This window comes from Alloalcanivorax xenomutans (genome assembly GCF_032810065.1).
Classification (GTDB): domain Bacteria; phylum Pseudomonadota; class Gammaproteobacteria; order Pseudomonadales; family Alcanivoracaceae; genus Alloalcanivorax; species Alloalcanivorax xenomutans.
This window is the reverse complement of sequence record NZ_CP136538.1, coordinates 3,059,836-3,083,362: the sequence shown is the minus strand read 5'-3', so window position 1 is coordinate 3,083,362 and position 23,527 is coordinate 3,059,836. Positions and strand designations below refer to the sequence as shown.

The window sequence follows — 23,527 nt, the reverse complement described above, 5'->3', positions numbered from 1 at the left end:
CCGGAACCTGGGCAGAGTGTCCTTGGGCATTGTGTCCTTGGACCGAATGTCCAAGGGGGCCTTTGTGCAGGTAAGGAGAGTCGCCGGTCATGAATTCCATGACCGTGCTTGGCCAGGGAAGGCCAAACCCGAGCCCACATGGATGTGCTTGTAGCGTGTCCTGGAATTCTGACCGGCGACTCTCCACGGGCTCTGACGCCCCTGTGGGAGCCGCCCTGGCGGCGAATTGGCGTGCAGACGCTCCCTTAAAAGAAAGGACCGGGATGAGGAAGAGGGGCAGCGAAAGCTAACGCCGCAGCATCGGCAAAGGACGCCAGGGCTCGGTGGCCATCTGACGCAGGAACAGCGTCAGCAGCCGGCGGTGGAAGCCGGCGTTGGGGAAGCGGCGCAGCACCGCGCGCAGAGCCGGACGCGGCACGGTAAAGCGCAGCAGCCCCCGGGACAGATCGATCCAGTCGGCGCGGCGGAATGCCTCCACCAGCGCTGTCTTGCCGGGCTCGCAGGCGCTGAGCTTATGATGATCCAGGATCATGTCCTGAACCTCCGCGCTCCAGGCTCCACGGCCGGTCTCATGGAGATAGTGGCAGGCCAGACGGGCGGAAGGGCTCAGGTAATTGAAGGTGCCGGCCAGCCAGATGCCGGCGTCATGGAAGAAGGCCGCGACCTGTAGTTTTTCCAGGGTGTCTTCCGTCAGCGGCTGCTGCAGCGCCACCAGATTGACCAGGCGATAGACATGGTTGCGATAGGCGGTCTGGTCACGGCCAAAGCGCTCCGCGTACTGGTCGAACAGGGCGTCCACCAGCGGTAATTCAGTAATCAGAGCCTGATGCATCGACACGGTGTCCACTGACCCGTCCTCCTCTGTGCCCCAGTCCGGTCGGGGACTTCCCCTTGAGCTAACCAGACCGGGATGAACTTGTCACCGGGCTGAATGCCGATAATTGCAAACCGTTACGTAAACAGGGCGCTGTGTTGCTTGATCTCCTGTTGTATAGTCCGACAATGCTTCCAAATTGTTAAACAATGCGACGATCGTGACCTTCAAAGCCAACCAAAGCCTTGCCGAGCAGATCGCCGGTCACCTGGCCGGCCAGATCATCCGTGGTGAAATGCTGGCCGGCGACCGGATTCAGGAACTGCGGGTGGCCGGTGAGCTGGAGGTGAGCCGGGGGTCGGTGCGCGAGGCGTTGCTGATTCTGGAGCGCCGTCATCTGATCGAGATCCTGCCGCGGCGGGGCGCGGTGGTGCGTGAACTGACGGAAGCCGGAGTGCAGGGGCTGTATGAACTGGTCCAGGTGCTGCTTGGGCTGGTGATCCGCAAGGCCATCAAGTCCCTGCGCGAGGAGGACCTGGACCCGTTCATCGAGCTGATTCATGAACTGCAACTGGCCGCCGGCGAGCGCAACGTGGAGCGCTTTTTTACCCTGTGCTTCCGTTTTCTGGAACTGGCCTATCCCTTCGCCCGCAACAGCTACGTGGAATCAGTGCTGGGTAACCTGCAACCGGCGCTGCAGCGCACCTGGTTCATGGCATTGCATCTGGATCACGATGAAATGAAGGAATGCCTGTCGTTCTTCAAAGCGCTGGTGGAGACCATCTTTCGTCGTGATGTGCGCTCCGCGCTGGAAATCATCCGCGAGTTCGCCGAGCACCAGAGTGCTCTGGTGCAGGACTCCATCACCCGTGCCCGCCAGATTGAGGCCGCCTGGAGCGCCCGCCGCCGCTGAGCGTGCTGGTCCGCCCTTATAGCAACCAGGCGGTGAGCAGACCGGCGCCCAGGGACACCGCCATCGGGACCAGCACCGAGCGGCCCAGGGCACGGTCGCCGATGGTCAGGGCCATGCCGGTTTTCACCAGATTATTCACCGCCGTTGCCAGCACGATGGCCAGCACGGCGGTGTCGAGGGCCAGCCCCTGGCGGGACAGCCGGGTCAGTGACAGAGTGATGGCGTCGACATCGGTGATGCCGGACGTGGCGGCGAGCAGGTAGATGCCGGTATCACCCAACCATTCCTGGAGCAGAGCGCCCAGGGCCATGATGATCAGCAACAGTAAGCCGAAAAACAGGGCCGATTTCAGATCCAGCGGGTTTTGTTTCAAGGCGGGCTGCTCGACGCTGGCTTCGGTGCGATGACGTAACCAGATGACCAGGGCGGGAAGATAAAGCAGCAGGGCCATCACCAGTACCGGTGGCGCCAGCGCTGGCAGCAACTGCCGGTTGATCAGCAGGCAGTAGATCAGGATGCGCGGAAACATGGTGCCGCAGGCCAGCAGGATACCCGCCGCCAGCAGCGGCGAAAGCGGTGGCGACTTCCGTGACAGGCGGGCGAAGTGCAGGGTCAGTGCGGTGGAGGAACTGAGGCCGGCAAAAACGCTGGTGAACAGCAGACCCCGCTCGGTTCCTCCCACCCGTACCGCGAAGTAGCCAACGAAGGAAATGGAGGCGATCAACACCACCATCCACCAGATCTCGTAGGGATTGATCATTTCGCCCGGGCCGTAGCCCTGGTTGGGCAGAAGAGGCAGGACCACCACCGAGATCAGCAGCAGCTTGAGGCCGGCGTCCAGTTCCTGCTGGTGCAGTTTGCGCAGTAAGTCATGCGCCTCCTTCTTGTTGTCCAGCACGATGGTGGTGATCACGGCCACGGCGGCGGCGATCTCCGGGGCCTGTAGTATGGCCAGAGCGCCCACGGTGAAGGTCAGCAGCAGCCCGATCAGTCCGGTGATGCTGTAATCGCTCACGCGATAGGCGCGTATCCCGAAAGCGAAAGTCCCGACCAGCGCCACGGTGGCGAACCCCGCGGCCAGAATCAGACCGCCGGCATGGTCCGCGAGCGCCGCGCAGACCCCGCCCAGCAGTCCCACCAGAGCATGAGTGCGCACCCCGGCCACCCGCTGGCCCGGTGGCTGATCGCGGTCCCGCCAGCCCCGCTGAATGCCCACCAGCAGGCCGAGAAGCAGTGCCAGCCCCAGCTTGATCAACAAAGTGTCTTCCCAGGCGAGGTCGCTCATGATGTCGAATTCCGGTTCGGGCGAGCGGCGGATTGTCCCGGCGGTGCCCTCATGGCGGGGGGCTGTTTCGCCGGGAATGGCCTTCAAGGGTGCCCCGGCAGTATAGCGGCAAGGCGTCCCCGGCCGGGATGGCGAATGCCCTTATTGCCATGGTCCGGTCAATAAAGCCGCCGCCAGGGCTTGCCAGGGGGCTCGCGTATCCCTAAAATTGCGCCCCTCTGCAGGCACGTAGCTCAGTTGGTTAGAGCACCACCTTGACATGGTGGGGGTCGTTGGTTCGAATCCAATCGTGCCTACCAAACATTCCCGTTTTGAGATTCGATGCCCGGCGTCGGGGTTGTCCGGGTGTCGCCGCGTGGCATACAATGTCGCGCTACCCGTCAAAACGGGCGAGGTTCGCCTCATTTCGATTCACTAAGTGGAGGTTCACGACATTAAGCGTGGAGGCAAGGGACGCGAGCAGCGTGCCAACATCAATCAGCAAATCCAGGCCCGCGAAGTGCGGCTGATCGACGAAAACGGTGAGCAGCTTGGTATCGTTTCCCTGGAGGAAGCGTTACAAACGGCCACCGAGAAGCAGCTGGATCTGGTGGAAATCTCCCCTGGTGCGGAACCGCCCGTTTGCCGGATCATGGATTACGGCAAGCATCTGTTTGAGCAAAAACAGAAGGCCAAGGAGTCTCGCAAGAAACAACGCCAGACTCAGGTCAAGGAAATCAAATTCCGGCCTGGCACGGATTCCGGCGACTACGAGGTGAAGCTGCGTAACCTGAAGCGTTTCCTCGAAACCGGCGATAAAGCCAAGGTCACCGTGCGTTTCCGGGGTCGGGAAATGGCGCACCAGGAGCTCGGTCGCGAGCTGCTGGCACGGATTGAAGAGGATTTGGCGGAATACGGTTCCGTCGAGCAACGCCCGAACATGGAAGGGCGCCAGATGATCATGGTGCTCGGCCCGGGCAAAAAGAAGAAGTGATCCGGATTCGGGTTGCTTAAGGTAATCAAGTACTCAGCAACGAGAAGGTAACCATGCCTAAAATCAAGACAAACCGCGGGGCTGCAAAGCGTTTCAAGAAAACCGCCTCCGGTTTCAAGCGCAAGCAGGCATTCAAAAACCACATTCTGACGAAGAAGTCCTCCAAGCGGATTCGTCAGCTGCGTCCGAAGCAGGAAGTCCACGAGAATGATGTGGCCCTGGTTAAACGCATGATGCCCTATAGCTGAGCCAACAGCTCAGTATCGCAACTGGTTTTTGGAGATCTGAATAATGGCTCGAGTTAAACGTGGTGTGCAGGCCCGTCGCCGGCACAAGAAAATCCTTAAGCAAGCCAAAGGTTACTATGGCGCGCGCAGCCGGGTGTTCCGCGTAGCGGTACAGGCGGTAACCAAAGCGGGTCAGTACGCTTATCGCGACCGTAAAGTTCGCAAGCGTCAGTTCCGTCGTCTGTGGATCGTGCGTATCAACGCCGCGGCCCGTGTTAACGGCCTGTCCTACAGCCGTTTGATCGATGGTCTGAAAAAGGCATCCATCGACATCGACCGTAAAGTGCTGGCCGATCTGGCCGTGCGTGATCTGGGCGCGTTTGGTGCTTTGGCTGAGAAAGCCAAAGCGAGCCTCGCCGCCTGAGCACCTGTGACGTTACTCTTGTAATCAGAAGCGTAACGACAAGGCACTCTCGACGGGGGAAGAGCTCGCGCTCTTCCCCCGTTTTCGTTTGCGTGGCCGTCAGGCCGCGATGGGATCGACCCGCGGGCCAGGGGCGTGGCGGGGGAAATCAGCAACCACTGGTGGATAAGGCTTTATGATGGAGAACCTGGAAACCCTGGTCAGCGAAGCGTTGGCGCAGGTGGCCGAGGCCGGCGACGCCCGCGTTCTGGACGAGGTGCGGGTCCGCTATCTGGGCAAGAAAGGGGAAATCAGTGCTCTGCTCAAGAGTCTGGGTGGTTTGGGGCCGGAAGAGCGTCCCAAGGCCGGGGCTTTGATCAACGAGGGCAAGCAACGGGTCCAGGACGCCATCGAAGCGCGCAAGTCCCTGCTGCAGGAGCAGGTACTCAATGCCCGTCTCGCCGAGGAAGCGCTGGATGTGACCCTGCCGGGCCGTGGCGAAATGCCTGGCGCCCTGCATCCGGTGACGCGCATGCGCCGGCGCATGGAGGATTTCTTCCTGCGGCTCGGTTTCGACATCGCCGAAGGCCCGGAAGTGGAGGACGACTACCACAATTTCGAGGCGCTCAATATCCCCGATCATCACCCGGCCCGGGCCATGCATGACACCTTCTACTTCGGAGACGGGCGTCTGCTGCGCACCCATACCTCGCCGGTACAGGTACGGGTGATGAAAGCCGGTAAACCGCCGTTCCGGATCATCGCTCCGGGCCGCGTTTACCGCTGCGACTCCGACCTCACCCACACTCCCATGTTCCACCAGGTGGAAGGGTTGTTGGTGGACGAGGGCATCACTTTCGCCGATCTCAAGGGCACGGTGGCGGAGTTCCTCAAATTCGTGTTTGAAGTGGATGATCTGCCGGTGCGCTTCCGCCCCAGCTACTTCCCCTTCACCGAGCCCAGTGCCGAAGTGGATGTGGGCTGCGTGAGCTGTGGCGGTAAAGGCTGCCGGGTGTGTTCTCACAGCGGCTGGCTGGAAATCATGGGCTGCGGCATGGTGCACCCGAAAGTGCTGGAGCACGGTGGCGTGGATCCTGAGCGCTACACCGGCTTCGCTTTCGGCATGGGGATCGAACGCCTGACCATGTTGCGCTATGGCGTCAACGATCTGCGTCTGTTCTTCGAAAACGATGTGCGCGTGCTCTCGCAATTCGCCTGAGCGCGTCACCACCGGATACCGCAGCGTAGGCCGAGCGGCCGCGAACCGAATTTAAGGAACACCGAGAATGCGTTTCAACGAAGCCTGGTTACGGGAATGGGCTAATCCCGACATCGATACCGACACGCTGGTGCACCAACTGACCATGGCGGGTCTGGAAGTGGACGCCGTGGAGCCGGTGGTGCCGGCCTTCAGCGGAGTGGTGGTGGGTCGCATCACAAGCTGCCAGCCGCACCCGGATGCCGACAAACTGCGTCTGTGCGAAGTGGACGATGGCACGGAGGTGTTCCCGGTGGTGTGCGGTGCCCCCAATGCCCGCGAAGGGCTGAAGGCGCCGTTTGCCCGTATCGGCGCGGTGTTGCCCGGCGACTTCAAGATCAAGAAGGCCAAGCTGCGCGGTCAGCCTTCCGAGGGCATGCTCTGCGGCGCCTCCGAACTGGGCATGGAAGACCTCATCGACGGTCTGCTTGAACTACCGGAAGACGCGCCGGTGGGCACCGATATCCGTGACTATCTCGGGCTCAACGACACTATCATCGAAGTGGACCTGACCCCCAACCGGGCGGATTGCCTGAGTCTGCGCGGCGTGGCCCGGGAAGTGGGCGTGCTCAACCGGGTGCCGCTGAATGAACCGGCCATCGAGCCGGTGGCGCCCCGGATCGATGATGTTTTCCCGGTGACCGTGGACGACGCCGAAGCCTGCCCCCGTTATCTGGGCCGGGTGATCCGGGACGTCGACGTTTCCGCGCCGACGCCGCTGTGGATGGTGGAACGGCTGCGCCGGGCCGGTTTGCGCTCCATCGATCCGGTGGTGGACGTCACCAACTATGTCCTGCTGGAACTGGGTCAGCCGTTGCACGCGTTTGATCTGAACCGTCTCAGCGACGGCATCCGTGTACGCCGGGCGCAAGCCGGTGAACGGCTGGAAACCCTGGACGAACAGACTCTGGAACTGCGCGACGATACCCTGGTGATCGCCGATGGGCAGGGGCCACTGGCCTTGGCCGGCATCATGGGCGGCCGCCCCAGCGCGGTATCCGCTGATACCCGTGATCTGTTCCTGGAATGCGCTTTCTTCAGTCCGCTGGCCGTTGTTGGCAAAGCTCGTTCCTACGGCCTGCACACCGATTCTTCCCATCGCTTCGAGCGTGGCGTGGATCCTGCGCTGCAAGCCCGGGCCATCGAGCGCGCCACTGCCCTGATCCTGGAGATCGCCGGTGGCCGTCCCGGCCCGGTGAGCGGCAGCGAGGACGCGGCGTCCTTGCCGGCCCCGGCGGCCATCGAACTGTATGCCGATCACGCCACCCGATTGCTGGGCAGCCCCCTGCGGAACGAAGAAATCGTCGACATTCTGCAACGGCTTGGCATGGACGTGAGTGAACAGGGCGAGGGGCATTGGCGGGTAACCGCGCCGAGCTGGCGTTTCGACATGGCCATCGAGCAGGACCTGATCGAGGAACTGGCGCGGATTCACGGTTACGACCGTCTGCCCAACCGGGTACCGGCGGGCACCCCCGCGGGCAACACGCAATACGAACACAAGGTGCCGCTGCGCCGGCTGTCCGATGCGCTGCGCGATCGCGGCTATATGGAAGCGATCACCTACAGCTTCGTGGCGCCGGAAATCCTGGCCCAGGTGGATCCGGATCACCCGCCTCTGGCATTGCTGAACCCGATTTCCGCCGATCTCGGTGTGATGCGCACCACCCTGATGGCGGGCCTGCTGACCACCGCCCAGCGCAACCTGAACCGGCAAATTGACCGTCTGCGCCTGTTCGAAACCGGGCTGCGCTTCGTGCCCGGTGAGCAGGAACTCACTCAGCAGCCGATGGTGGCGGGGCTGCTCTATGGCAGCGCGGCACCGGCGCATTGGCAGAGCAAACCGCGTGCGGTGGATTTCTATGACCTGAAAGGGGACGTGGAATCCCTGCTGGCGCTGTCCGCCAGCGAGGACTTCCGCTTTGTCGCCGCCACCCACCCGGCCTTGCATCCGGGGCAGTGCGCGCGGCTGGAGCGGGATGGCGAGACCGTGGGTTATCTGGGGCGTATTCATCCGCGTCTGGCCGCCCAACTGGATTTGCCCGCCGACCTTTATCTGTTCGAGTTGATCCTGGAACCGCTGGTGACCGGGCGTTTGCCACGGTTCCAGCCGGTGTCCGAATTCCCACGCGTGCAGCGGGACCTGGCCTTCGTGGTGGCCACCGAAGTGGCGGCCGGGGACCTGCTGGAACTGGTGCGGGAAACCTGCGACGAACGTCTGCGCGATGTGCAGGTATTCGATGTCTACCAGGGCGAGCACATCGACCAGGGTTACAAAAGCCTGGCCATGACCTTGACCTTCCAGGACGCTTCCAGCACTCTTAGGGACGATCAGGTCAATGCCCTGGTCGAAGCGGTAGTATCCCAGTTAAAACAACGATTTAACGCCAATCTCAGGGTCTAAACCGAGGCAGATATGAGCGCGCTGACCAAGGCCGGCATGGCGGAGCGACTGCACGAAGAGTTGGGACTGAACAAACGGGAAGCCAAGGAATTGGTGGAGATGTTTTTCCAGGAATTGCGTGAAGCGCTGGAAAACAATCGCCCGGTGAAACTGTCCGGCTTCGGCAACTTCGAACTGCGTGATAAAAGTGAGCGGCCCGGTCGCAATCCCAAGACCGGTGAGGAAATTCCCATAACCGCTCGGCGGGTGGTGACCTTCCGGCCTGGTCAGAAACTCAAGCAGCGGGTGGAAGATTACCATGCTGGAACCCAGTAATAACGACGAGCTTCCCGCCATCCCCGGCAAACGCTACTTCACCATTGGCGAGGTCAGCGAGCTGTGCGATGTGAAGCCGCATGTGCTGCGTTACTGGGAGCAGGAGTTTCCACAACTGAAACCGGTGAAGCGGCGCGGCAACCGCCGCTATTACCAGCGTCAGGACGTGCTCACCATCCGCCAGATCCGCAGCTTGCTTTATGAGCAAGGCTTCACCATCGGCGGTGCCCGTCAGCAGCTCTCCGGCGACGCCAACTCCGAAAGCGCCACTCGCTACCATCAGCTGATCCGGCAAATGAGGGTGGAGCTGGAGGAAGTGCTGGACGCGCTGAAGGCCTGAGCGGGGGGCTGGCCAATTCCCACCCAACCAACGCCGGGCGGCGGTTTTTCGGGTTCCATCCGCGTCATGAATCCGTTATGATTCCCGCCGCTTCGACGCAGAGCCCTCTCTGCCGAGCAAGCAACCACTCTCGGGGCGTAGCGCAGTCTGGTAGCGCACTTGCATGGGGTGCAAGGGGTCGGAGGTTCGAATCCTCCCGTCCCGACCAAACGAGAGAAACGTAAAGCCTTGTTCTGGAAAGAGATTTTCCGGGCAAGGCTTTTTCGTTTGTGCTTACTGTCGATGAAGTGTCGAAAACGGATTAAGCGAGATGGCCTCTCGCAGATGATCCGGCGCCAGGTGGGCATAGCGCAGCGTCATGTTGATGGACGCGTGGCCAAGTATCTTCTGTAGCGTAAGAATGTTTCCCCCGTTCATCACGAAGTGCGCCGCGAAGGTGTGCCGCAGCACGTGGCTTGCCTGTCCCCTCGGCAGTTCAATGCCGGACTTGCGGAGCGCTACCCGAAACCCCTTCAACGTGGCCGCCAGATTCCCGTGAGCCTGGAAATGGGCCCGCAACTCTTTTTCGAAATCATCGGATATGGGAATGGATCGGACCTTGCCGGATTTGGTCAGGCTCAGGGTAATCATCCCGGAACGCAACTGAGACGCCCTTAAATACTGCACTTCTCCCCAACGGGCACCAATGGACAGGCAAACCTTGGTCACCATGGATAGGTGCGGATTGGGGCTCTCATCGGTTTTGGAAAGCAACAGCGCTATTTGCGGCAGCGTGAGCCAGGACAGTTCCCGTTGTTCGACCTTAAGCGGTTCCACGGTGGACAGGGGATTGGGGTAACTGATATCCCCCAGCCGGTGGAGCTTGTTGTACACCGCATTGATGAAGCCAAGTTCATTATTCAGTGTCTTGGGGTGAGTCCCGTTTTCCAAGCGGCTATTACGGTACTCCAGATACCTTAGCGGCTTCACGCGATCGGCAGGGCAGGCCAACGCATCCGACGCCATTTTCAGAAGCGGAAGGCGTTTTTTTCCGGCCTTTAGTGTTTTGCCGTGGAGGTCGTACCACCGCTGCGCCAGATCCCACAAGCTACGGTTGTCCTTGCGCGGTAACTCCCATGGCGCCGTGTCCCGAAGCGTGGTCCTGATATGCGCCTCGAATCGTTTGGCTTCCCCCTTGGTGTTAAAGCGCTTTCGGCGCCGATGCCCTTTGACCGGCTCAACATCGACCAGCCACTGGCCGTCCGGCAGTTGTTTTATCATATGGCTTGCCCCCAGCGGACTATGCGTTCTTCCAGTAGTTGTCTTATGTGTCGCCGCAGGTCGTAGGTGTTTTTGCCCTTGGCGCGGTAGTGGTCCTCGATGACGTCGAAGAAGGGCAGGGACTCAAGGGCTTTCCAGGCCTGGCAGGCGGACAAGCGGTGGCGGGCGGCGCAGCTGATGTAGTTGCCGAGCAGCAGTTCCACGTTCTTCCCTGAGAAGCCCGAGGCCGTTTTGTGGTAGCGCTTGTACTTCACCGGTTGCGGGTCCAGGGGGAGGGCCTGACGGCTTACCACGGTCCAGAACGGGTCATACAGGCCAGGACGGCGGAGGTAGCGGTAGGCATCGCAGCCATAGCGCCACAGGGCGTCCAGATGATCATGGAGGCTGGCATAGTCGTGGAAATCGACCACGGCGCCGGTCTGGTAGTCCACGGACCCTTGCGAGAACTGCTCGACGATGGAGTGGTGGAACCGGAACTCGATCCGGAACACCTGGCGTTCTTCCTGATAGCCGTCGGCCTGGCTCCACACGCTGCGCCAGTAGTCGAGTTTATCCTTGGCGATGGCTTCCTTGGTCTTGTCGTACACAGCCAACTGAATACCGGAGGGGGAGCCGAACAGCCAGGACTCCCCACGGCCATAGGTCGCGCTTGATGAGGCCCATTCGATGCTGTCCACGCCGTCATACTGCCGGACTCGCCGGGATCGGCAGTGTAGGTGCGGTTGGAAGTCCTGGGGCGGTGCCCAGCCTTGCACGTCCATGGCGATATGAACGGCAGCTTGATGGGCCGTGGCGTGCGTCAGCACCTGGTCGGCCAGGTCATCCATGAGGGTTTGCAGCTCTCGCGGGCTGTGGGCCTGGATACAGTGGGGGGACATCTCGATTTTGAGGTGGGTACCGATGGCGTCATCCTTGGCGTGGAAGGACTTAATTAGCAGGATCACGCCCAAATCGGCGTTCTGCAGGCGGTACTGATACCCGGAGTCCCGCCCGATCCGTCCGGCGGACCAGCGTTTGCCGGCGAAATCGACGATGCCCGGTTCCTCGAACAGGGCCAGGATATGCGGTTGCAGCCGTCCCCGGTAAAGCTGGCGCACGGTATCCGTGCCGAAGTGGATGACATTCACCCCGCGCAGGTCGAAGGTGTCCCCGGTGCTGTCATCGACAAAGAGTCTGCCCCAAGGGCTTTCCTGTAAATCGTCGTCCAGGGCTATGCAGTGTTTCGGGGCCTTCGCCATGATTCACCTCTTAATGTGGTCTAGTGTGCTCGATGAAATCGAGTTGTAAGACGTGTTACAGGGACGTCTTTTCGCTGGGGGCGCGGCGCGCCCCGCCGGATGGCACGCCCGAGGCGCCCTCATCCCGCCGTGGCGCGCCGCGCCCGGTGGCATCGCTGTCGTTGCTGGCCAGGTGATTGAACACGCCGTCCTTAAGCGCCTTGAGGCACATGGCGTGCGGCATGTCGGCAATGCGGGTGCCTTGCTGGGTGTAACACCGGCAATCGCTCTGGTCGTTCTCGAAGGCCATGCAGCCGTGAATGACCGGGGCGGCCGTTGGCTGACGCGCAATATCGTTGTACAAGGGGGCGGTGTACGGCAGGCCGGGGACGTCCGGTGCCATGAGCTCGGACCAGGATGCCGGTGCCTGATACCGCCCAACCCTGGTTCCCGTGCTGGGCCCGACCTGCTCCATGGCAGCGTTTTCTCCGTTAATCACGCTGGTGTCGTCGCTGAGTCCCACGCCGGTCACGAACCGATACACAAAGACCACCACCAACAGCACCAACACCCCAGCGATGTAGACCAGTTTCGGCAACCGGAATTTATGGGTGTGGATCTCGGCGGATTTGTAGAGGTGCCATACCCGTTTGGGAAGTTTCTTTTTCTTCTGGATGCAGGACGCTAGGTCGGTACGGCTGGCCGGGTTCACATAGCCGGATCCCGAGTGGTACTCGATGACGAAGGGGGCGCCGAAGGGCCGCGAATAGTGGAATTGTTCGTTGCAGATTTTCCGGGCGTGGGTGTCCAGTAAGGACGGGTCCTGGCTGATGAAGATAATGTCCCAGCCGTGGTGCCGGTGGGTTTCCAGTGCCGTGAGTCCTGCGGGAACGGGTTTGCTGGAGGGCCGTACCGGCCAGATTTGTTGCGCTTCGTCCACCACCAGCACCGCGCCGTCCGGCAGATGCTCGGGCCAGCTTTCGGTTTCGCTGTCGGTGAGTTCGTGCCATTCCACCGCCAAATCCCGAATGCCCCGGTAATAGACGGGGCGGCGGGTCTCACTGCCCTCCACGGCGAAGCGTTCATCATGCAGCAGAAAATCAATGGCGTGGCTGGTTTTGCCACAGCCCGGCTTGCCGGTAATCAACCAGAACATTTAGCCGTCACCCCCCATGCCAAAACCAAACCGCTTATAGGCCCCGTATAGCGTTTTCATGCTGATGACGCCCACATAGGCGGAAATCACCAGACTGAAGAACACGTCAAAACCGGCCAGGGTGATCAACGACGCCGCGTCTCCGGCCACGCCGCCGAAATGTGTGGTGACCTTGTTCAGCAGGGCGTTAATGCCGGACTGAACGCCAGTCAGGGAGATAACGCCGATCCCCAGGGCCAATAGCACTCGGCTGGTGAGCGGCCCGATGATTTGGGCCAGGAAAACGGCGATGGGGGCGAGAAACGCGGGCATAACAACCCTCCCTCCAGTGTCGGTGATCAGTTATCGGACATTCGTTCCAGGAGGATCAGCGCGGCCACTAACCAGCCGAGAGCTTGCACCACGGGGTTAATGGTGATGGCCAGTTCGCACAGATAGGTCATAGGCAGCGTGATAGTGCCCCACCGCCCCAGGTCCACCGTCAAATCCGCCGGGCAGGAGGCCGAGCCGCCCAAGCCCGCACCGCTGTCGTCCAGGTCGGATAGCGTGTCGCTCAGGTTGATTTCCCGCTCGCGGATGGTGTTTTTATCGCTGTCGGTCAGCAAGCTATCGCCGGCGAGGTATTCCTCAGTGCCTTCCACGTCCGCCTTCCACAGCTTGTCACGGCAGTTGAGGTACCAGGTGTTTAACGCTATAGCGCATTGCACGCTGTCCTGGTCCTCGGTGCATTCGGGGGCGTCCTGGCCGTCCACGTCACAGTTACCGGGGCCGATGCCGCCCCCTTCGCCGTCCCCCTCGCCGTCGTCGCCGTCGTCCTGGTCTCCGTCGCCGTCTCCCTCTCCATCACCATTGCCGTCACCGCCACCATCGTCACCGTTACCGCCGCCGCCATCGTTGCCACCACCACCATCATCATTGCCGTCGTCGTCGCCATCGTTACCTCCACCTCCATCACCACCGCCGCAGTCCCAGCCGCAGCCGGGCCCCCAGTGACCGTCATCCCCCGCATTGCAATAAGAACTGCCGTTCCAGCCGCCGTTTTCGTCGCAATACACCTCTGGCTCTTCCGGTTCATCGGGATTGTCGGGATCACCGGGATCACCGGGATCATCAGGGTCGCCCGGATTGTCGGGATCGTCCGGGTCTTCGTCGTCGTCATCCGGCATGAGACAATATCGCTTGCCGTCGGGGGCAGTGACGGAATTGGGGCAGCCCCCGCTTTCCGTTTGGCAAAATCGGTCCTGGTTGATGCCGATATAGCAGCCTTCAGAATCCAAGAACTGCCCGAACGGCACATCCTCTGCGGACCAGCGGTCCGGAATGGCCATGCCGTTGTCCACCCAGGCATCCGGGATCTCGTCCGCTTGGCAGGTCTGCCCGGAACTGATGCCATTCACCCAATAGGTTTTGGTGCCGTTGGCGTAGATCCACGGCACACTGGAGGACGTAGGGCCATCGTAGGTAAAGCGGCAGCTCTCATAACAAAACAGTTCACCGGGCGGGCCGCCTTCAAAAAGCAACTCTTCCTCAAGGTGACCATTGGGGTATTTGCTGGTATCGCAGGCGGCGGGCGGCTCAGGGAGACAGGCTGGTGTGACCCCATCCGGGGCAAGGGCAAAGATTGGATAGCTGCCTGAACAGTATTTTTGTTCGTAGTACTGGGGCTGATGGTTCACTTCCACCAACCGGCACCGGTTTGCTGAATCGCGGCTCCGTTCCGGCAAGCTGTCATAGAAGGCACGGCAGGCGGCGCTTGATCCGGCTTGATCCCAGGGCCATGTCTTCGTCTGGTACGCAACGTAATCGTCGCCGTAGGCCGCCATGGCGGGATTAAGCAGCGCCATGACTACAGTAAAAATAACCACCTCAATCAGGTATAGGCGGATCAGATCCCACCACGTCAGCCCCCAATATCGGATGACCTCGCGGTTCAACGCTTTTTTTAATGCGGCTAGCATGCGCCGTCTCCGGTATGACCGCTCATGATTGAAAAAGCATGTACAGGGCGGACAGCATGACAATGAGATAAATCCATGGCCCTATATCTCCCCCGGTTTCCATGGTGGTGCCCTCGTTATCGGGTTTTCAGAATGACCGGGTGTCCGGCTCACTCTGAAAACCCAAACCTCGATGGTGAAAAGATGGAAAAGGAAAAAGGGGGCCGAAGCCCCCGGTAGTGGAATGGGTTACCGCATGGCCCGGCGGAGCAACATGAACACCAGGACCAGCCCGATGAACGAGAGGACCGCGAGGCCAATATCATTGGCACTCTGTTTGCCCTCCTCGATCTCCGTCACCGTGCCACTCACATCGATGGCCGCTTGCGCGGTGGTGGCTCCGAGTGCGGCGGCGCCAGCCACACCGCCCCCAATGGCCCCATTGCGGCCCAAACGGACCACGGGAGAACCGCCCAGGAGACGGCGTTCTTGCAGTGCGCGTTGCGTTGCGCGTTTCATAGCGATTTCCTTCTTTCAAGTGGTTTAAGGTTTGCGTGCTCAGCGGTCACGGGCATGGCTTTTGATGAACCACGCCAATGTCCGGAACACCCACACCACGGCGTACAAACCCACCGCGGCGCCGAGGATGGCGTTTGCCTCCCCGTAGGTGAGCGCCGGTAACCCGAAGGGGCCGACGCTCGCCATTTCCAGTGTGCCCAGGCAATACACCGCGCCGTCCTGCGCCTGTTGCCATTGCCCGCTGCACACAATCATTTCCATTTTTTAAGCGGCCCGTTACTTGCTGTCTGCCTTGGCCGTGCCGGTGGTCTTAGTGGCTTGAGAGGCCGGGGGCGCGGTTTTGGGCACCACACCGATCAGGTAAGGCTGGCTTTTGCCGCCACCGGCTTTTTTAAGTTGGGCGATGAAGTGCACGTCCTCGCCGGGTTGGAAGTCGGCGGCGATCTGGTCGAAGACGGCGGGCTCGGCGCCCATCTTGGTAACTTCGTAGCCCCGGCAATCGTTGGCGGCATCGCCCACGGGCATTTGCCCGGTGTGGACGGAACAGAAGGTGCGGCCTTCAATGTTCATGCGGCTAATGCCGAGGACGGTGAGGGTCATTTCAAATTGCATGGTCGGTTCCCCTTTCTCGTTTCAGTTTTGGTTTCGTACTGTGGTGGATTGGCGGTGTGTGTCGCCGTGGTGTGTTCGGTATGGCAAAACGCCAGGTGTTTTCCAGGCTGTTGCCAGATCGAACACACCCGCTTTAATGCAGGAGTGCGGCCCATCCCATCAGCACAATCACCAGTAAATCGCCCGCCACGACAGCCCAAAACGCGGGCGTTTTTAGCCACTCCAACCAACTCGTACCGTCCAAGAAAAACTGACATTGCGCTTCCAGAATCGCCGCAAAAAGCACCAGCATCGAGGCGACGAAAATCCCCACGTTCAGCCATGCCAGCCAATTCCAATCGCTCATGACGCCCTCCCATTGGCCAGGGCCACCAAGCCCAGGTCCCGCAGGATGGCGCGGGCGTCGGTGATGGGGCCTCGGGCCCGGCGGCACAGGTGGCGCGCCTGGCGTTCGTCCTTGGCGAAGCCGATAACGCGCCAGGGGGCGTACAGGTGCCGGGGTTTCTCGCCGGGGTGCCAGCGGCGTTCCGCGACGAACAAGCCAGGCCGCAGGCGGCGGGTTCGGTACAGTCCGCACTCACTCCGGCTTTCCGGCGTGGAGGCGTTGGCGTTATGGTGAAACCGCATGAGGCTTCCCCTGCCGGGCCAGGGCTAGGATGTCCTGGCAAAAGCGTTCGTGTTCCGGGCCGGTAATCAGGTCGCGCCAAAACAAGGCGCTGACGTAACCCAGGCAGCGCGCCTTGGCGGCGAAGACCATTTCCATAACCCACTGCTTACTGACCGCGTTTTCCAGGTCGTGTAAGGCGCCAAGCAGGGGCTTTTCGTCGTGTTGTTGTGCCCATTCCTTTACGTGCATGGTTAACCCCCATCAAAAAAGCCGTGTGCGTCCCCAGGGGGACCGGGCTCTATTCACTAAGTCAGCCGTGCGGGGCATCGGGGATGGCCCACAGGGCGGACTAAGTTCACCCGTACGCGGTACCGGCCTGCCGGTAACGATCCCTCGCACCTCCGGGCCAAGGCCCTCCGCGCTCCGCTTGGCAACACCCTTCAATCCGCGAAGGGATCTTCGAAATCGTCGTCATCGTCATAGTGACGTTCGTTGCTGTCGCCGGTGTCGTCATGCTCCGGCGCATCGAAGCAGCCGTAACAAACGTTCTCTTCCTCGGACATCATGGAATCCGGGAAAAAATCACCGCATTCCTCACACAAAAAACGGCCCCAGCGGCTCATAAGCGGACCTCAAGCAGAAAAGAAGAAAGGCGCCGACAAGTCGGCAAAGGCGCTTTTCTTGAAGGGCAAAACCGCTCTCTCGGAATCAGGATCAAGAGCGGGGGGCTGACCCGCTCCATCACCGTCCCCCTCGATCCAGTGCGAACGGTGCGGCATGTATTAGCAGGCGCAAGGCCAAGCGCGAGCGTCGCCAGGGCGAGCCTTGCCCCTGCTAATACATACCGCCCCAAGAGTTCGCGATCGAGGAGGACGGTGACGGAGCGGGACAGCGGGGCGGCCCGTGGGGCGGTGCCCAGGACGGCAAAAGCGGCGGCCTGGCGGTCAGAACCGATAGGTGCGGGCGTAGGGCGGGGCGGCGCCATCGCAGACGTACTCATAGCACCCCCTGAAACAAGGACAGTTGCGGGGAGCGGTTGCGGGCGGCGCCGTAAACAAAGGCTTTGGCGGCGTCGGCGCGGTCAGCGGGGAACTCGGCGTAATCCACAACGCCCACAGCATTACGAGCGTGGACACGGAGCGTTTCTCCGGTTGAAACGATGAGGCCGAGCAGGCGGACACCGGCCCGGCGCAGCAGAGAGATTTGAGCGATGCTCAGGGAAACGGCCTTGTCGGCTATGCGTTGATAGCGGTACCGGCGGCCCCGGCGTTTGTAGGTGGCGCAAATCACAGGAACACCCTCACCCAGTAGTCCACAGCGCAGGAGCAGGCTTTAACAGGATCGTCGAAGGTCTTTTCCACCTGGAAAGTGCGTTCACCGTCGAACAGACCTTCCACCTTGATTACGGTTTGGCCGCTGTCCCGGTCATGGGTGGTGGTGCAGATCAATTGCCGCTGGCGGTGTTTACTGGCGCGCTTGCTCATACCTCGCTCTCCCGCAACTGCTCGACCAGCAGAACGACATTGATCATGCGGCGGCGACCGACCTTTACCGTCGGCAGATAGCCTTTATCCACCCAGCCCCGGACCACATCCGGTTCCTGCCGGATCCACTCCGCAAACTCGCTCCAGGCCATCATCGGCGGCCACTCCGGCCGGTTGCTGATGGCGTCCCCCAATTCCGGTATCATCACTGTGGTTCCTTGTGGTGCCAGTTGAAATATAACAGTGAAATAATTGAACTGACATCAATATTGCCAGTGGAACTATTTCAGTTCAATTATTTATTTTGGTCTTAATAGACGAATATGGAATCAATACAGCAGCGGGCTAGAACACTTATTGATAAGGCTGGAATGGATGAGCTCATCAAAAGGAGCGACATCAAATTCAGCCGTTGGCATAGTGTTCGATATAAAGACATCCGAATGAGCACCGAAGAACTTGAAGTTCTTCAGGCTATATTTCCGATGTATCAGCTCTGGCTGATCAGTGGGAATATCGCGCCGGAAGTTGGCCAAACTAGCCCGGAGTACGACGCAGCAAACGCGACGCTTAAGCAACACGGCGAGGGATTGAGCTGACGCAGCGAGCCGCTAAGGCTTGGTTTAAAGACGGGGGGAAGGATAATAAATAAGCTAAGTCACGTTTGCAGGAGCGCAAACCTAAACATTAAATAAGGGGGGAAGATGGTTACCACAACCACGACACAGGAATCGGATATGCAAACCGCCAAGCAAGATGTCGAACGGATGCTCGGCCAGTTGCCGGACGATGCCACCCTGGAAGACATTGAATACCACTTCTACGTTCTGAAAAAGATTCGGAATGGTATCAAGAGCATTGAGGAGCAGGGGAGCATTCCCCAAGAAGAAGCAGAAAAGCGGTTCGCCAAATGGCTGTCCGAGTAAGCTGGTCCGCCGAAGCTCTTGATGACGTTGACGAGATCGCCGAATACATCGCTAAGGACTCGCTGTTCTACGCTAAAGCGGTTGTTGAAAAGATCCGAGCCATATCAAGATCCCTGGCTGACTTTCCCGAGCGGGGCCGCATCGTGCCTGAATGGAGTGTGTCGGATGTGCGGGAGCGGTTTGTCTATAGTTACCGCTTGATATACCGGCTATCCCATAACGAAGTGGAGATCCTGGCGGTGATCCACGGTCGGCGTCAGCTTGATGATGTGGAAGATCGAGTCAATGAATAGGCTTACTATCCTTTTTCAGACGCTCCCGATCTGAAAAGAAGGTATCCCGCCACAAAATGGCCTGGAAGCGGCCGCATTTGGCTAACAGCTTTGCCTGTTCGACAAACGGTCGCTTCTGCTTTCCTGGGTCCAGTAAGACTTGGACGGCGAAGAATACGGCTTGCATCTGGTTTAGATGATCAACAACCAGATCCAAAGTATCCCCGAAATCCTTGGCCAGAAGCTCTTTTTCCTGCATGTCATGTCCTCGTTCGAGGCCTCCTATGGAGGCGGACTGTGCGCAGGTTGACAGACCGACCAGAGGCGGCACGCCCGAAGGCGTCCCACGCACAGCCGCCATGACATCTTTGATGCACGGGGCTCTCTGGTTCAGGCTGTCAAACCCGGCCAGCGATTTTGCGCCGGCGGAAGGAAGGTGCCCTTAACAAGGCGAAATGTCAACAAGGCGATCAAAAGCGAATTCTAGGCTCGTAAAAAGGAAAGAGATGATGGAAGAAAAAATTTCAGCTCCCGGTATTTTCTGGAAAGTATCTGATCCGGAGCACGAATTTCACGGGCAACTCAAAATAAGTTTGGATAATCAAGTTTCCATTGAGGTTACTGAATCAGGGGTAGGTCTAAATGATGTTAAAAAAGCTCTCTCCGGAGATCTGGATATCGGGCGGATGGAGGGAATGGTTGAGAAAATTGGTGCTGTAACTTTGGAAGGCTGTCGTTATCGGAGCCGCCCACTATCATTTGGGGGGATCGCCCGATCAAAAATTATTGCCAAACAGGCATATATTAATGCGAGCTTTGACGCTAATGTACCAGTTTCATTTAAAAAAATAAGAATATCTGTCGAAGGATTAGAGCATTGGGTCGGAGATGCTAACAAAAGATTGGAATTTTCAGATGATGAGATATGGACGGTCGACAATAGGTCGAAAACCAATATGGAAATTGGTGTCGATGATAATTTTAGTATGCGGCTAGTAACGATACCAAATGTTTATCTTGATTATGAAAGCTGTGAAGCAAGATTTATAGGGAAAACGTATTTGGATCTGAATTTCGAGAAAGAGGTTTGCTACGAAGATGCCGCAGTTTTAATAGATAGGGTTCTGAATTTCTTTTCTTTTGCAATGGACAGGGTGGCTTGCATAAGAGAAATAAAGGCAATTTCTGACGCTAACAGAATAAATGGCGATTTTGATCACTCCGTTTTCTTTGATGTTCATTATAACGGAAGATTCTTTTCTCCTTCTTTTTTGGGAGGGAAGAGCAGGGACTTTATTTTTGACATGAGTGTGGGGGGGATGCAGCTACAAAAATCAATTACCCTTTGGTTTGAGGCGTATCAGAGGTTTGGATCGGCCCTTAATCTATATTTAGCAGCAAGAATGGAGGCATATAGATACTTGGATGGAAAATTTCTGGCAATGGCTCAATGCATAGAGAGCTTCCATAGATGCACAGATGATAGGAAAAAAATGAGTAAGTCTGATTATAGTGAATTAAAGGATAAAGTGTTGAATGCGTGCCCCGATGAGCATAAAGGGCTCATAAAAGATCTCCTTAATTTTGGAAACGAAATAAGCCTTAGAGAGAGAATCGCTTCTCTTGTTGAGCCTTTTAAGAATTATTTTGGAGAGGAGGAGGAGAGAATGAAAATGATAAGGGGGATTGTTCGGACAAGAAACTACTACACCCACTATGACAAGAAGCTGGAAGAAAAAAGTCTAAAAGGTGCTCGTTTAATGAAGGCATATATGATAATGGAAGTTTTATTTCAGATGCATGTATTGCGGTTTGTCGGTTTCAGTAATGAAAATATTGATCGGATAGCTAAAGCCAACCCCAATTTCTCGATGTTTCTGAAGTTATAGGTTGGCATTTGAAGTTTTTAATGTATTTGGGGTTGAGTATTAAATTTGTGATTGCTGGTTTTTCTTATGGTCAGGTTTGTGTTCCTAAAGGTTGGATGTCGGAATTTTTATTTGGGAGCTAATTAGTGACGCGATCTCTTCATCTGTTTTTGCTTCTTTCTCATTGATGTAGAACATGGCCACCCAAAATACCGTAAATGCCAATCCAAGTAATGATTCTATCTTTTCCCCAGAGACGAATGCTGCTGCTCCAAGAGAGAAAAAGAAAAGAATAATGATGTTTCCTAAAGTTTTCTGAACAAAGATTGCTCGTCTAGCACGCTTTTCACCATCTGGCTTAATGTATTCGAGAGAGCAATTTCTAAAGCGAACAATTCCTCCCCTTCGCCTCAAAAAACGAATTACTTCATAGGCATCATCCCTGCGAATTAACGACATAATATCGCTGTATCGCATCTGAATGCGATGCAAGCTCCAAAATAGCATTGTTACAGCATGCCGGTCTTCTCTACTGGTTGCATCCCAGAAATCTTTAAGAATCCCAGAAAGAACTTTCTTTCTTTGCCAAAGACGAAAGTGCCCGGCAATAAATGAGGTTATTGCCGTAGATAACAGGGTGATTAATTGTCCCCACTGACTCCAGAATTCATTCATTTCTATTTCCTCTGAAAGGCGCTGTCCATAGTAAAGGTGAGGTGCCGCCTCCTGGCTTGGAGGCTAGCTAAGGCAACTGTGCTTTTTTAACCAAATCGGTTACTAGGTTATGGATGGCATCCCAATCCCTTCCCGAAGAATCGTATTTGGTTTCAAGAGAATAGCGAATGTCATTATCTGTATAGCCGGTTACGCTGCACGCTCCGTGCTCTGTTTCTAGGCATCTTACATAGAAAGACTTTTCGGTTGAAAGATAAATTCTTGTGTCTTTGTTATTTGAGGATTGATATATATTAATGTTTTTGCCTTCTTTTTGTAGTTTTTCTACTTTGGGAATGCTTTTCATTGCTATGCTGACCACGTTGTGTAGTGGCCTTGCAAGAATTAATTTTACGCTGTCGTTCCTGCTCTTGTCGCATGGAGACAGGCTGGGGAGGCAAGCGTTTATATGAATTTCATTTTCTCTGATCTTATTTTCCAGTATGCAATCCGAAGAAATAAGGAATTTTTTTTGATTGCCGTCTAATAGTAAAATATTTTCCGTTTTGCTTCCCTTTAGACAGCCTATGTTTGAATTGGTCTCGGGTGAGTCCGATGCCGAACATGCCAATGCTGAAAACAAAAGCGCTAAAATAAGGGTTATTCTGTACATTGTTAAACTCTATGCAGTTATCGTCTAAATGGAGAGTTGTTGTCATCATCAAAAAGTCGCCCCGTGAATGCCTCTTTTTTTAGCTGATCAACAACTCTAATTTGCTCCTCGATGGGGGTCGATCCGAAATCAATCTTTCCGCTAAGCCCTTTGTACTGGGACACATATGCTTCAGCAGAACGAGAGGCTCTTTCATAATCTTTGACTCTTTGTTCTGCAGAAAAAAGATTTCTTTTCTTGTCGAGGGCATTTTCCGATAGAACTTGCTCTTTGTTGTAGTCATATAATGAGGGGGCGGATTCTGTAGCCCTGAGATAGTCATAGTAGACTTTGTCAGCTTCTTTTGCTTCCTGATTGGCGGAATTAACTGCTCTTTTAGCCCATTCAACATTTTCTCTGATTTCAGAAAGAGAGCTGTTGGCAGCATCTTTTAAGTATTTCTCCAATGCTTCTCGTTCCTGAGCAGCTTGAAATTCGGTGAACTTCTCCTCACCGGAGTTGCGCCTTTCCAGTATTCGGCGAGCCTCTTCGATCTGGTCCTCTAAGCGTTTTATTGATTTACGTAAATGCATTTTAGCTATGTCGAGGTCTGTGCCCACAGCATTTACACTCGCGTCACGTAACGCACTCGTCCCTTTTCCTAAGGCACTTTCGATAGCCTCCGCGCCGGCAGCCTTAACAATCCGAATGATTGCGCGGGGCCGGGCCATTTCCACTACACTTAACAATATGTCCGCTTGTTCCGCCAAATCCGCTGCGCCCAACACGGCTCGCTGTTTCTCCAATTCCATTTCCATGACGCGGATGATTTCTTCATACACGTGGTCTAACGGCCCACTTGGACCCATTTCCGACTCGCCAATTTCCTCCTCTTCCTCCGCCTCTTCGACACGAGGGTATGATTGAGCTGTCGAGGAGCCAGATTGTGTCTGGCCGGAGAGTATAGAGCTGACGGCGGAGGCTGCATTAGTGGAAGCTGTGATTAAGGCGTTGGACTGACCGACCAGAGTTGCCAGTCCGGCTACCACACTGCCCAAGTCGCTGCCCCGAGCGGAGGCTCCTGAGTCCACCACTGACGTAGCTTGGCTGGAAATCAGCGTGGCGCCGCAGGCAGTTTTGTCGCCATGACGGGCAACGGGCTGGCCATCAACGATATTGGTGGGATCGCCGGTGGCGATGGTGGTGATGATGGGGGACGGACCATGCTTCGGGCAGATGACTTTGTCACCCACCCGGGCTACTCCTTTGCCATCGATGTCCATTGTGGTGGAGGCGCTGATAACGGTGCCTCCATGGTCGGTCTTGTCACCCAAAACGATAATCGGGCGCGACATGCTTACCTCCGTGTTGATCAATCCTTAACCGTCCTGGCTGGAAAGAGGAGCATAGCAAAGTGTCGACGAAGTGACG

The 23,527-nt window shown here is 57.4% G+C and carries 33 protein-coding genes and 2 tRNA genes; 14 read left to right on the top strand and 21 right to left on the bottom strand.

The window, feature by feature from the left end:
* Positions 1-286: 286 nt before the first annotated feature.
* Complete coding sequence (locus tag RYH70_RS14155) at positions 287-847, bottom strand: hypothetical protein (protein ID WP_022996123.1); 561 nt, start codon at positions 845-847, stop codon at positions 287-289.
* Between the two features lie 187 nt (positions 848-1,034).
* Between RYH70_RS14155 and RYH70_RS14150 the strand changes: the two genes are divergently transcribed.
* Positions 1,035-1,727, top strand: a complete 693-nt coding sequence (locus RYH70_RS14150; RefSeq protein WP_022996122.1) for a GntR family transcriptional regulator — start codon at positions 1,035-1,037, stop codon at positions 1,725-1,727.
* A 16-nt stretch (positions 1,728-1,743) separates the two neighbouring features.
* Here RYH70_RS14150 and RYH70_RS14145 read toward each other — a convergent pair whose 3' ends face one another.
* Positions 1,744-3,012: an MgtC/SapB family protein gene (locus RYH70_RS14145; RefSeq protein WP_022996121.1), complete on the bottom strand. Its 1,269-nt coding sequence runs from the start codon at positions 3,010-3,012 to the stop codon at positions 1,744-1,746.
* A gap of 222 nt (positions 3,013-3,234) precedes the next feature.
* Here RYH70_RS14145 and RYH70_RS14140 point away from each other — a divergent pair.
* From RYH70_RS14140 to RYH70_RS14100, 9 genes are all read left to right on the top strand, one after another.
* Positions 3,235-3,311: transfer RNA gene (locus tag RYH70_RS14140), tRNA-Val, on the top strand.
* Positions 3,312-3,430: 119 nt separating this feature from the next.
* A complete protein-coding gene (infC, locus tag RYH70_RS14135; protein WP_022996120.1) occupies positions 3,431-3,985 on the top strand; it encodes a translation initiation factor IF-3 in 555 nt (184 codons plus the stop codon).
* 53 nt (positions 3,986-4,038) lie between these two features.
* The gene (gene rpmI, locus RYH70_RS14130) at positions 4,039-4,233 is read left to right on the top strand and encodes a 50S ribosomal protein L35 (protein ID WP_022996119.1); all 195 of its coding nucleotides are present in this window, start codon (positions 4,039-4,041) and stop codon (positions 4,231-4,233) included.
* Between the two features lie 43 nt (positions 4,234-4,276).
* On the top strand, positions 4,277-4,636 hold the full coding sequence (rplT, locus tag RYH70_RS14125) for a 50S ribosomal protein L20 (RefSeq protein ID WP_022996118.1): 360 nt from the start codon (positions 4,277-4,279) through the stop codon (positions 4,634-4,636).
* Positions 4,637-4,814: 178 nt separating this feature from the next.
* Positions 4,815-5,834 carry a phenylalanine--tRNA ligase subunit alpha gene (gene pheS / locus RYH70_RS14120; protein WP_026949678.1) on the top strand — a complete coding sequence of 340 codons (1,020 nt, stop codon included), beginning with the start codon at positions 4,815-4,817 and terminating at the stop codon, positions 5,832-5,834.
* Positions 5,835-5,901: 67 nt separating this feature from the next.
* Complete coding sequence (pheT, locus tag RYH70_RS14115) at positions 5,902-8,277, top strand: phenylalanine--tRNA ligase subunit beta (RefSeq protein WP_055099900.1); 2,376 nt, start codon at positions 5,902-5,904, stop codon at positions 8,275-8,277.
* A 12-nt stretch (positions 8,278-8,289) separates the two neighbouring features.
* Positions 8,290-8,592 carry an integration host factor subunit alpha gene (ihfA, locus tag RYH70_RS14110; RefSeq protein ID WP_014995527.1) on the top strand — a complete coding sequence of 101 codons (303 nt, stop codon included), beginning with the start codon at positions 8,290-8,292 and terminating at the stop codon, positions 8,590-8,592.
* Entirely contained in the window at positions 8,576-8,932 is a 357-nt protein-coding gene (locus RYH70_RS14105; RefSeq protein WP_014995526.1) for a MerR family transcriptional regulator, read from the top strand. Before ihfA ends, RYH70_RS14105 begins: the two co-directional genes overlap by 17 nt.
* Positions 8,933-9,063: 131 nt before the next feature.
* A tRNA-Pro gene (locus RYH70_RS14100) sits at positions 9,064-9,140 on the top strand.
* A gap of 65 nt (positions 9,141-9,205) precedes the next feature.
* Here RYH70_RS14100 and RYH70_RS14095 read toward each other — a convergent pair.
* From RYH70_RS14095 to RYH70_RS14025, 15 genes are all read right to left on the bottom strand, one after another.
* Positions 9,206-10,192: a phage integrase gene (locus RYH70_RS14095; protein ID WP_317009312.1), complete on the bottom strand. Its 987-nt coding sequence runs from the start codon at positions 10,190-10,192 to the stop codon at positions 9,206-9,208.
* On the bottom strand, positions 10,189-11,430 hold the full coding sequence (locus RYH70_RS14090; RefSeq protein ID WP_317009311.1) for a hypothetical protein: 1,242 nt from the start codon (positions 11,428-11,430) through the stop codon (positions 10,189-10,191). The genes RYH70_RS14095 and RYH70_RS14090 overlap by 4 nt, the downstream gene beginning before the upstream one ends.
* Before the next feature lie 55 nt (positions 11,431-11,485).
* Positions 11,486-12,565 (bottom strand): zonular occludens toxin domain-containing protein, encoded by a 1,080-nt coding sequence (locus RYH70_RS14085; RefSeq protein ID WP_317009310.1) that lies wholly within the window; start codon positions 12,563-12,565, stop codon positions 11,486-11,488.
* A complete protein-coding gene (locus RYH70_RS14080; protein ID WP_262462647.1) occupies positions 12,566-12,877 on the bottom strand; it encodes a DUF2523 domain-containing protein in 312 nt (103 codons plus the stop codon).
* A 26-nt stretch (positions 12,878-12,903) separates the two neighbouring features.
* Positions 12,904-14,523 carry a virulence factor TspB C-terminal domain-related protein gene (locus RYH70_RS14075; RefSeq protein WP_317009309.1) on the bottom strand — a complete coding sequence of 540 codons (1,620 nt, stop codon included), beginning with the start codon at positions 14,521-14,523 and terminating at the stop codon, positions 12,904-12,906.
* 228 nt (positions 14,524-14,751) lie between these two features.
* A complete protein-coding gene (locus RYH70_RS14070; RefSeq protein WP_317009308.1) occupies positions 14,752-15,021 on the bottom strand; it encodes a major capsid protein in 270 nt (89 codons plus the stop codon).
* Positions 15,022-15,060: 39 nt separating this feature from the next.
* Positions 15,061-15,282 carry a hypothetical protein gene (locus RYH70_RS14065; protein ID WP_317009307.1) on the bottom strand — a complete coding sequence of 74 codons (222 nt, stop codon included), beginning with the start codon at positions 15,280-15,282 and terminating at the stop codon, positions 15,061-15,063.
* 15 nt (positions 15,283-15,297) lie between these two features.
* A complete protein-coding gene (locus tag RYH70_RS14060) occupies positions 15,298-15,633 on the bottom strand; it encodes a hypothetical protein (protein ID WP_317009306.1) in 336 nt (111 codons plus the stop codon).
* 133 nt (positions 15,634-15,766) lie between these two features.
* The gene (locus tag RYH70_RS14055) at positions 15,767-15,979 is read right to left on the bottom strand and encodes a hypothetical protein (RefSeq protein ID WP_317009305.1); all 213 of its coding nucleotides are present in this window, start codon (positions 15,977-15,979) and stop codon (positions 15,767-15,769) included.
* A complete protein-coding gene (locus tag RYH70_RS14050) occupies positions 15,976-16,260 on the bottom strand; it encodes a hypothetical protein (protein WP_063139972.1) in 285 nt (94 codons plus the stop codon). The genes RYH70_RS14055 and RYH70_RS14050 overlap by 4 nt, the downstream gene beginning before the upstream one ends.
* Positions 16,244-16,489 carry a hypothetical protein gene (locus tag RYH70_RS14045; RefSeq protein ID WP_317009304.1) on the bottom strand — a complete coding sequence of 82 codons (246 nt, stop codon included), beginning with the start codon at positions 16,487-16,489 and terminating at the stop codon, positions 16,244-16,246. Before RYH70_RS14045 ends, RYH70_RS14050 begins: the two co-directional genes overlap by 17 nt.
* 191 nt (positions 16,490-16,680) lie before the next feature.
* Positions 16,681-16,863 (bottom strand): hypothetical protein, encoded by a 183-nt coding sequence (locus RYH70_RS14040; protein ID WP_317009303.1) that lies wholly within the window; start codon positions 16,861-16,863, stop codon positions 16,681-16,683.
* Between the two features lie 373 nt (positions 16,864-17,236).
* Positions 17,237-17,530: a hypothetical protein gene (locus tag RYH70_RS14035; protein ID WP_317009302.1), complete on the bottom strand. Its 294-nt coding sequence runs from the start codon at positions 17,528-17,530 to the stop codon at positions 17,237-17,239.
* Complete coding sequence (locus tag RYH70_RS14030; protein ID WP_317009301.1) at positions 17,527-17,724, bottom strand: hypothetical protein; 198 nt, start codon at positions 17,722-17,724, stop codon at positions 17,527-17,529. The genes RYH70_RS14035 and RYH70_RS14030 overlap by 4 nt, the downstream gene beginning before the upstream one ends.
* A complete protein-coding gene (locus RYH70_RS14025; protein ID WP_063139977.1) occupies positions 17,721-17,930 on the bottom strand; it encodes a hypothetical protein in 210 nt (69 codons plus the stop codon). Before RYH70_RS14025 ends, RYH70_RS14030 begins: the two co-directional genes overlap by 4 nt.
* Before the next feature lie 237 nt (positions 17,931-18,167).
* Between RYH70_RS14025 and RYH70_RS14020 the strand changes: the two genes are divergently transcribed.
* The 3 genes from RYH70_RS14020 (at position 18,168) to RYH70_RS14010 (ending at position 18,943) form a co-directional block, all read left to right on the top strand.
* Positions 18,168-18,323 carry a hypothetical protein gene (locus RYH70_RS14020; RefSeq protein WP_317009300.1) on the top strand — a complete coding sequence of 52 codons (156 nt, stop codon included), beginning with the start codon at positions 18,168-18,170 and terminating at the stop codon, positions 18,321-18,323.
* 138 nt (positions 18,324-18,461) lie between these two features.
* Positions 18,462-18,650 carry a hypothetical protein gene (locus RYH70_RS14015; RefSeq protein WP_284455996.1) on the top strand — a complete coding sequence of 63 codons (189 nt, stop codon included), beginning with the start codon at positions 18,462-18,464 and terminating at the stop codon, positions 18,648-18,650.
* A complete protein-coding gene (locus RYH70_RS14010; RefSeq protein WP_317009299.1) occupies positions 18,635-18,943 on the top strand; it encodes a type II toxin-antitoxin system RelE/ParE family toxin in 309 nt (102 codons plus the stop codon). The genes RYH70_RS14015 and RYH70_RS14010 overlap by 16 nt, the downstream gene beginning before the upstream one ends.
* Here the strand turns inward: RYH70_RS14010 and RYH70_RS14005 are convergent.
* Entirely contained in the window at positions 18,933-19,181 is a 249-nt protein-coding gene (locus tag RYH70_RS14005; RefSeq protein WP_317009298.1) for a hypothetical protein, read from the bottom strand. The genes RYH70_RS14010 and RYH70_RS14005 overlap by 11 nt on opposite strands.
* A 247-nt stretch (positions 19,182-19,428) precedes the next feature.
* On the opposite strand from RYH70_RS14005, the gene RYH70_RS14000 reads away from it, so the two are divergent.
* Positions 19,429-20,811, top strand: a complete 1,383-nt coding sequence (locus RYH70_RS14000; protein WP_317009297.1) for a HEPN domain-containing protein — start codon at positions 19,429-19,431, stop codon at positions 20,809-20,811.
* Positions 20,812-20,895: 84 nt separating this feature from the next.
* Here RYH70_RS14000 and RYH70_RS13995 read toward each other — a convergent pair whose 3' ends face one another.
* The 3 genes from RYH70_RS13995 to RYH70_RS13985 form a co-directional block, all read right to left on the bottom strand.
* Positions 20,896-21,465, bottom strand: coding sequence for a hypothetical protein (locus tag RYH70_RS13995; protein ID WP_317009296.1), 570 nt, complete (start codon positions 21,463-21,465; stop codon positions 20,896-20,898).
* Positions 21,466-21,532: 67 nt separating this feature from the next.
* The gene (locus RYH70_RS13990) at positions 21,533-22,117 is read right to left on the bottom strand and encodes a hypothetical protein (RefSeq protein ID WP_317009295.1); all 585 of its coding nucleotides are present in this window, start codon (positions 22,115-22,117) and stop codon (positions 21,533-21,535) included.
* 17 nt (positions 22,118-22,134) lie between these two features.
* A complete protein-coding gene (locus RYH70_RS13985) occupies positions 22,135-23,451 on the bottom strand; it encodes a PAAR domain-containing protein (protein ID WP_317009294.1) in 1,317 nt (438 codons plus the stop codon).
* Positions 23,452-23,527: the final 76 nt, after the last annotated feature.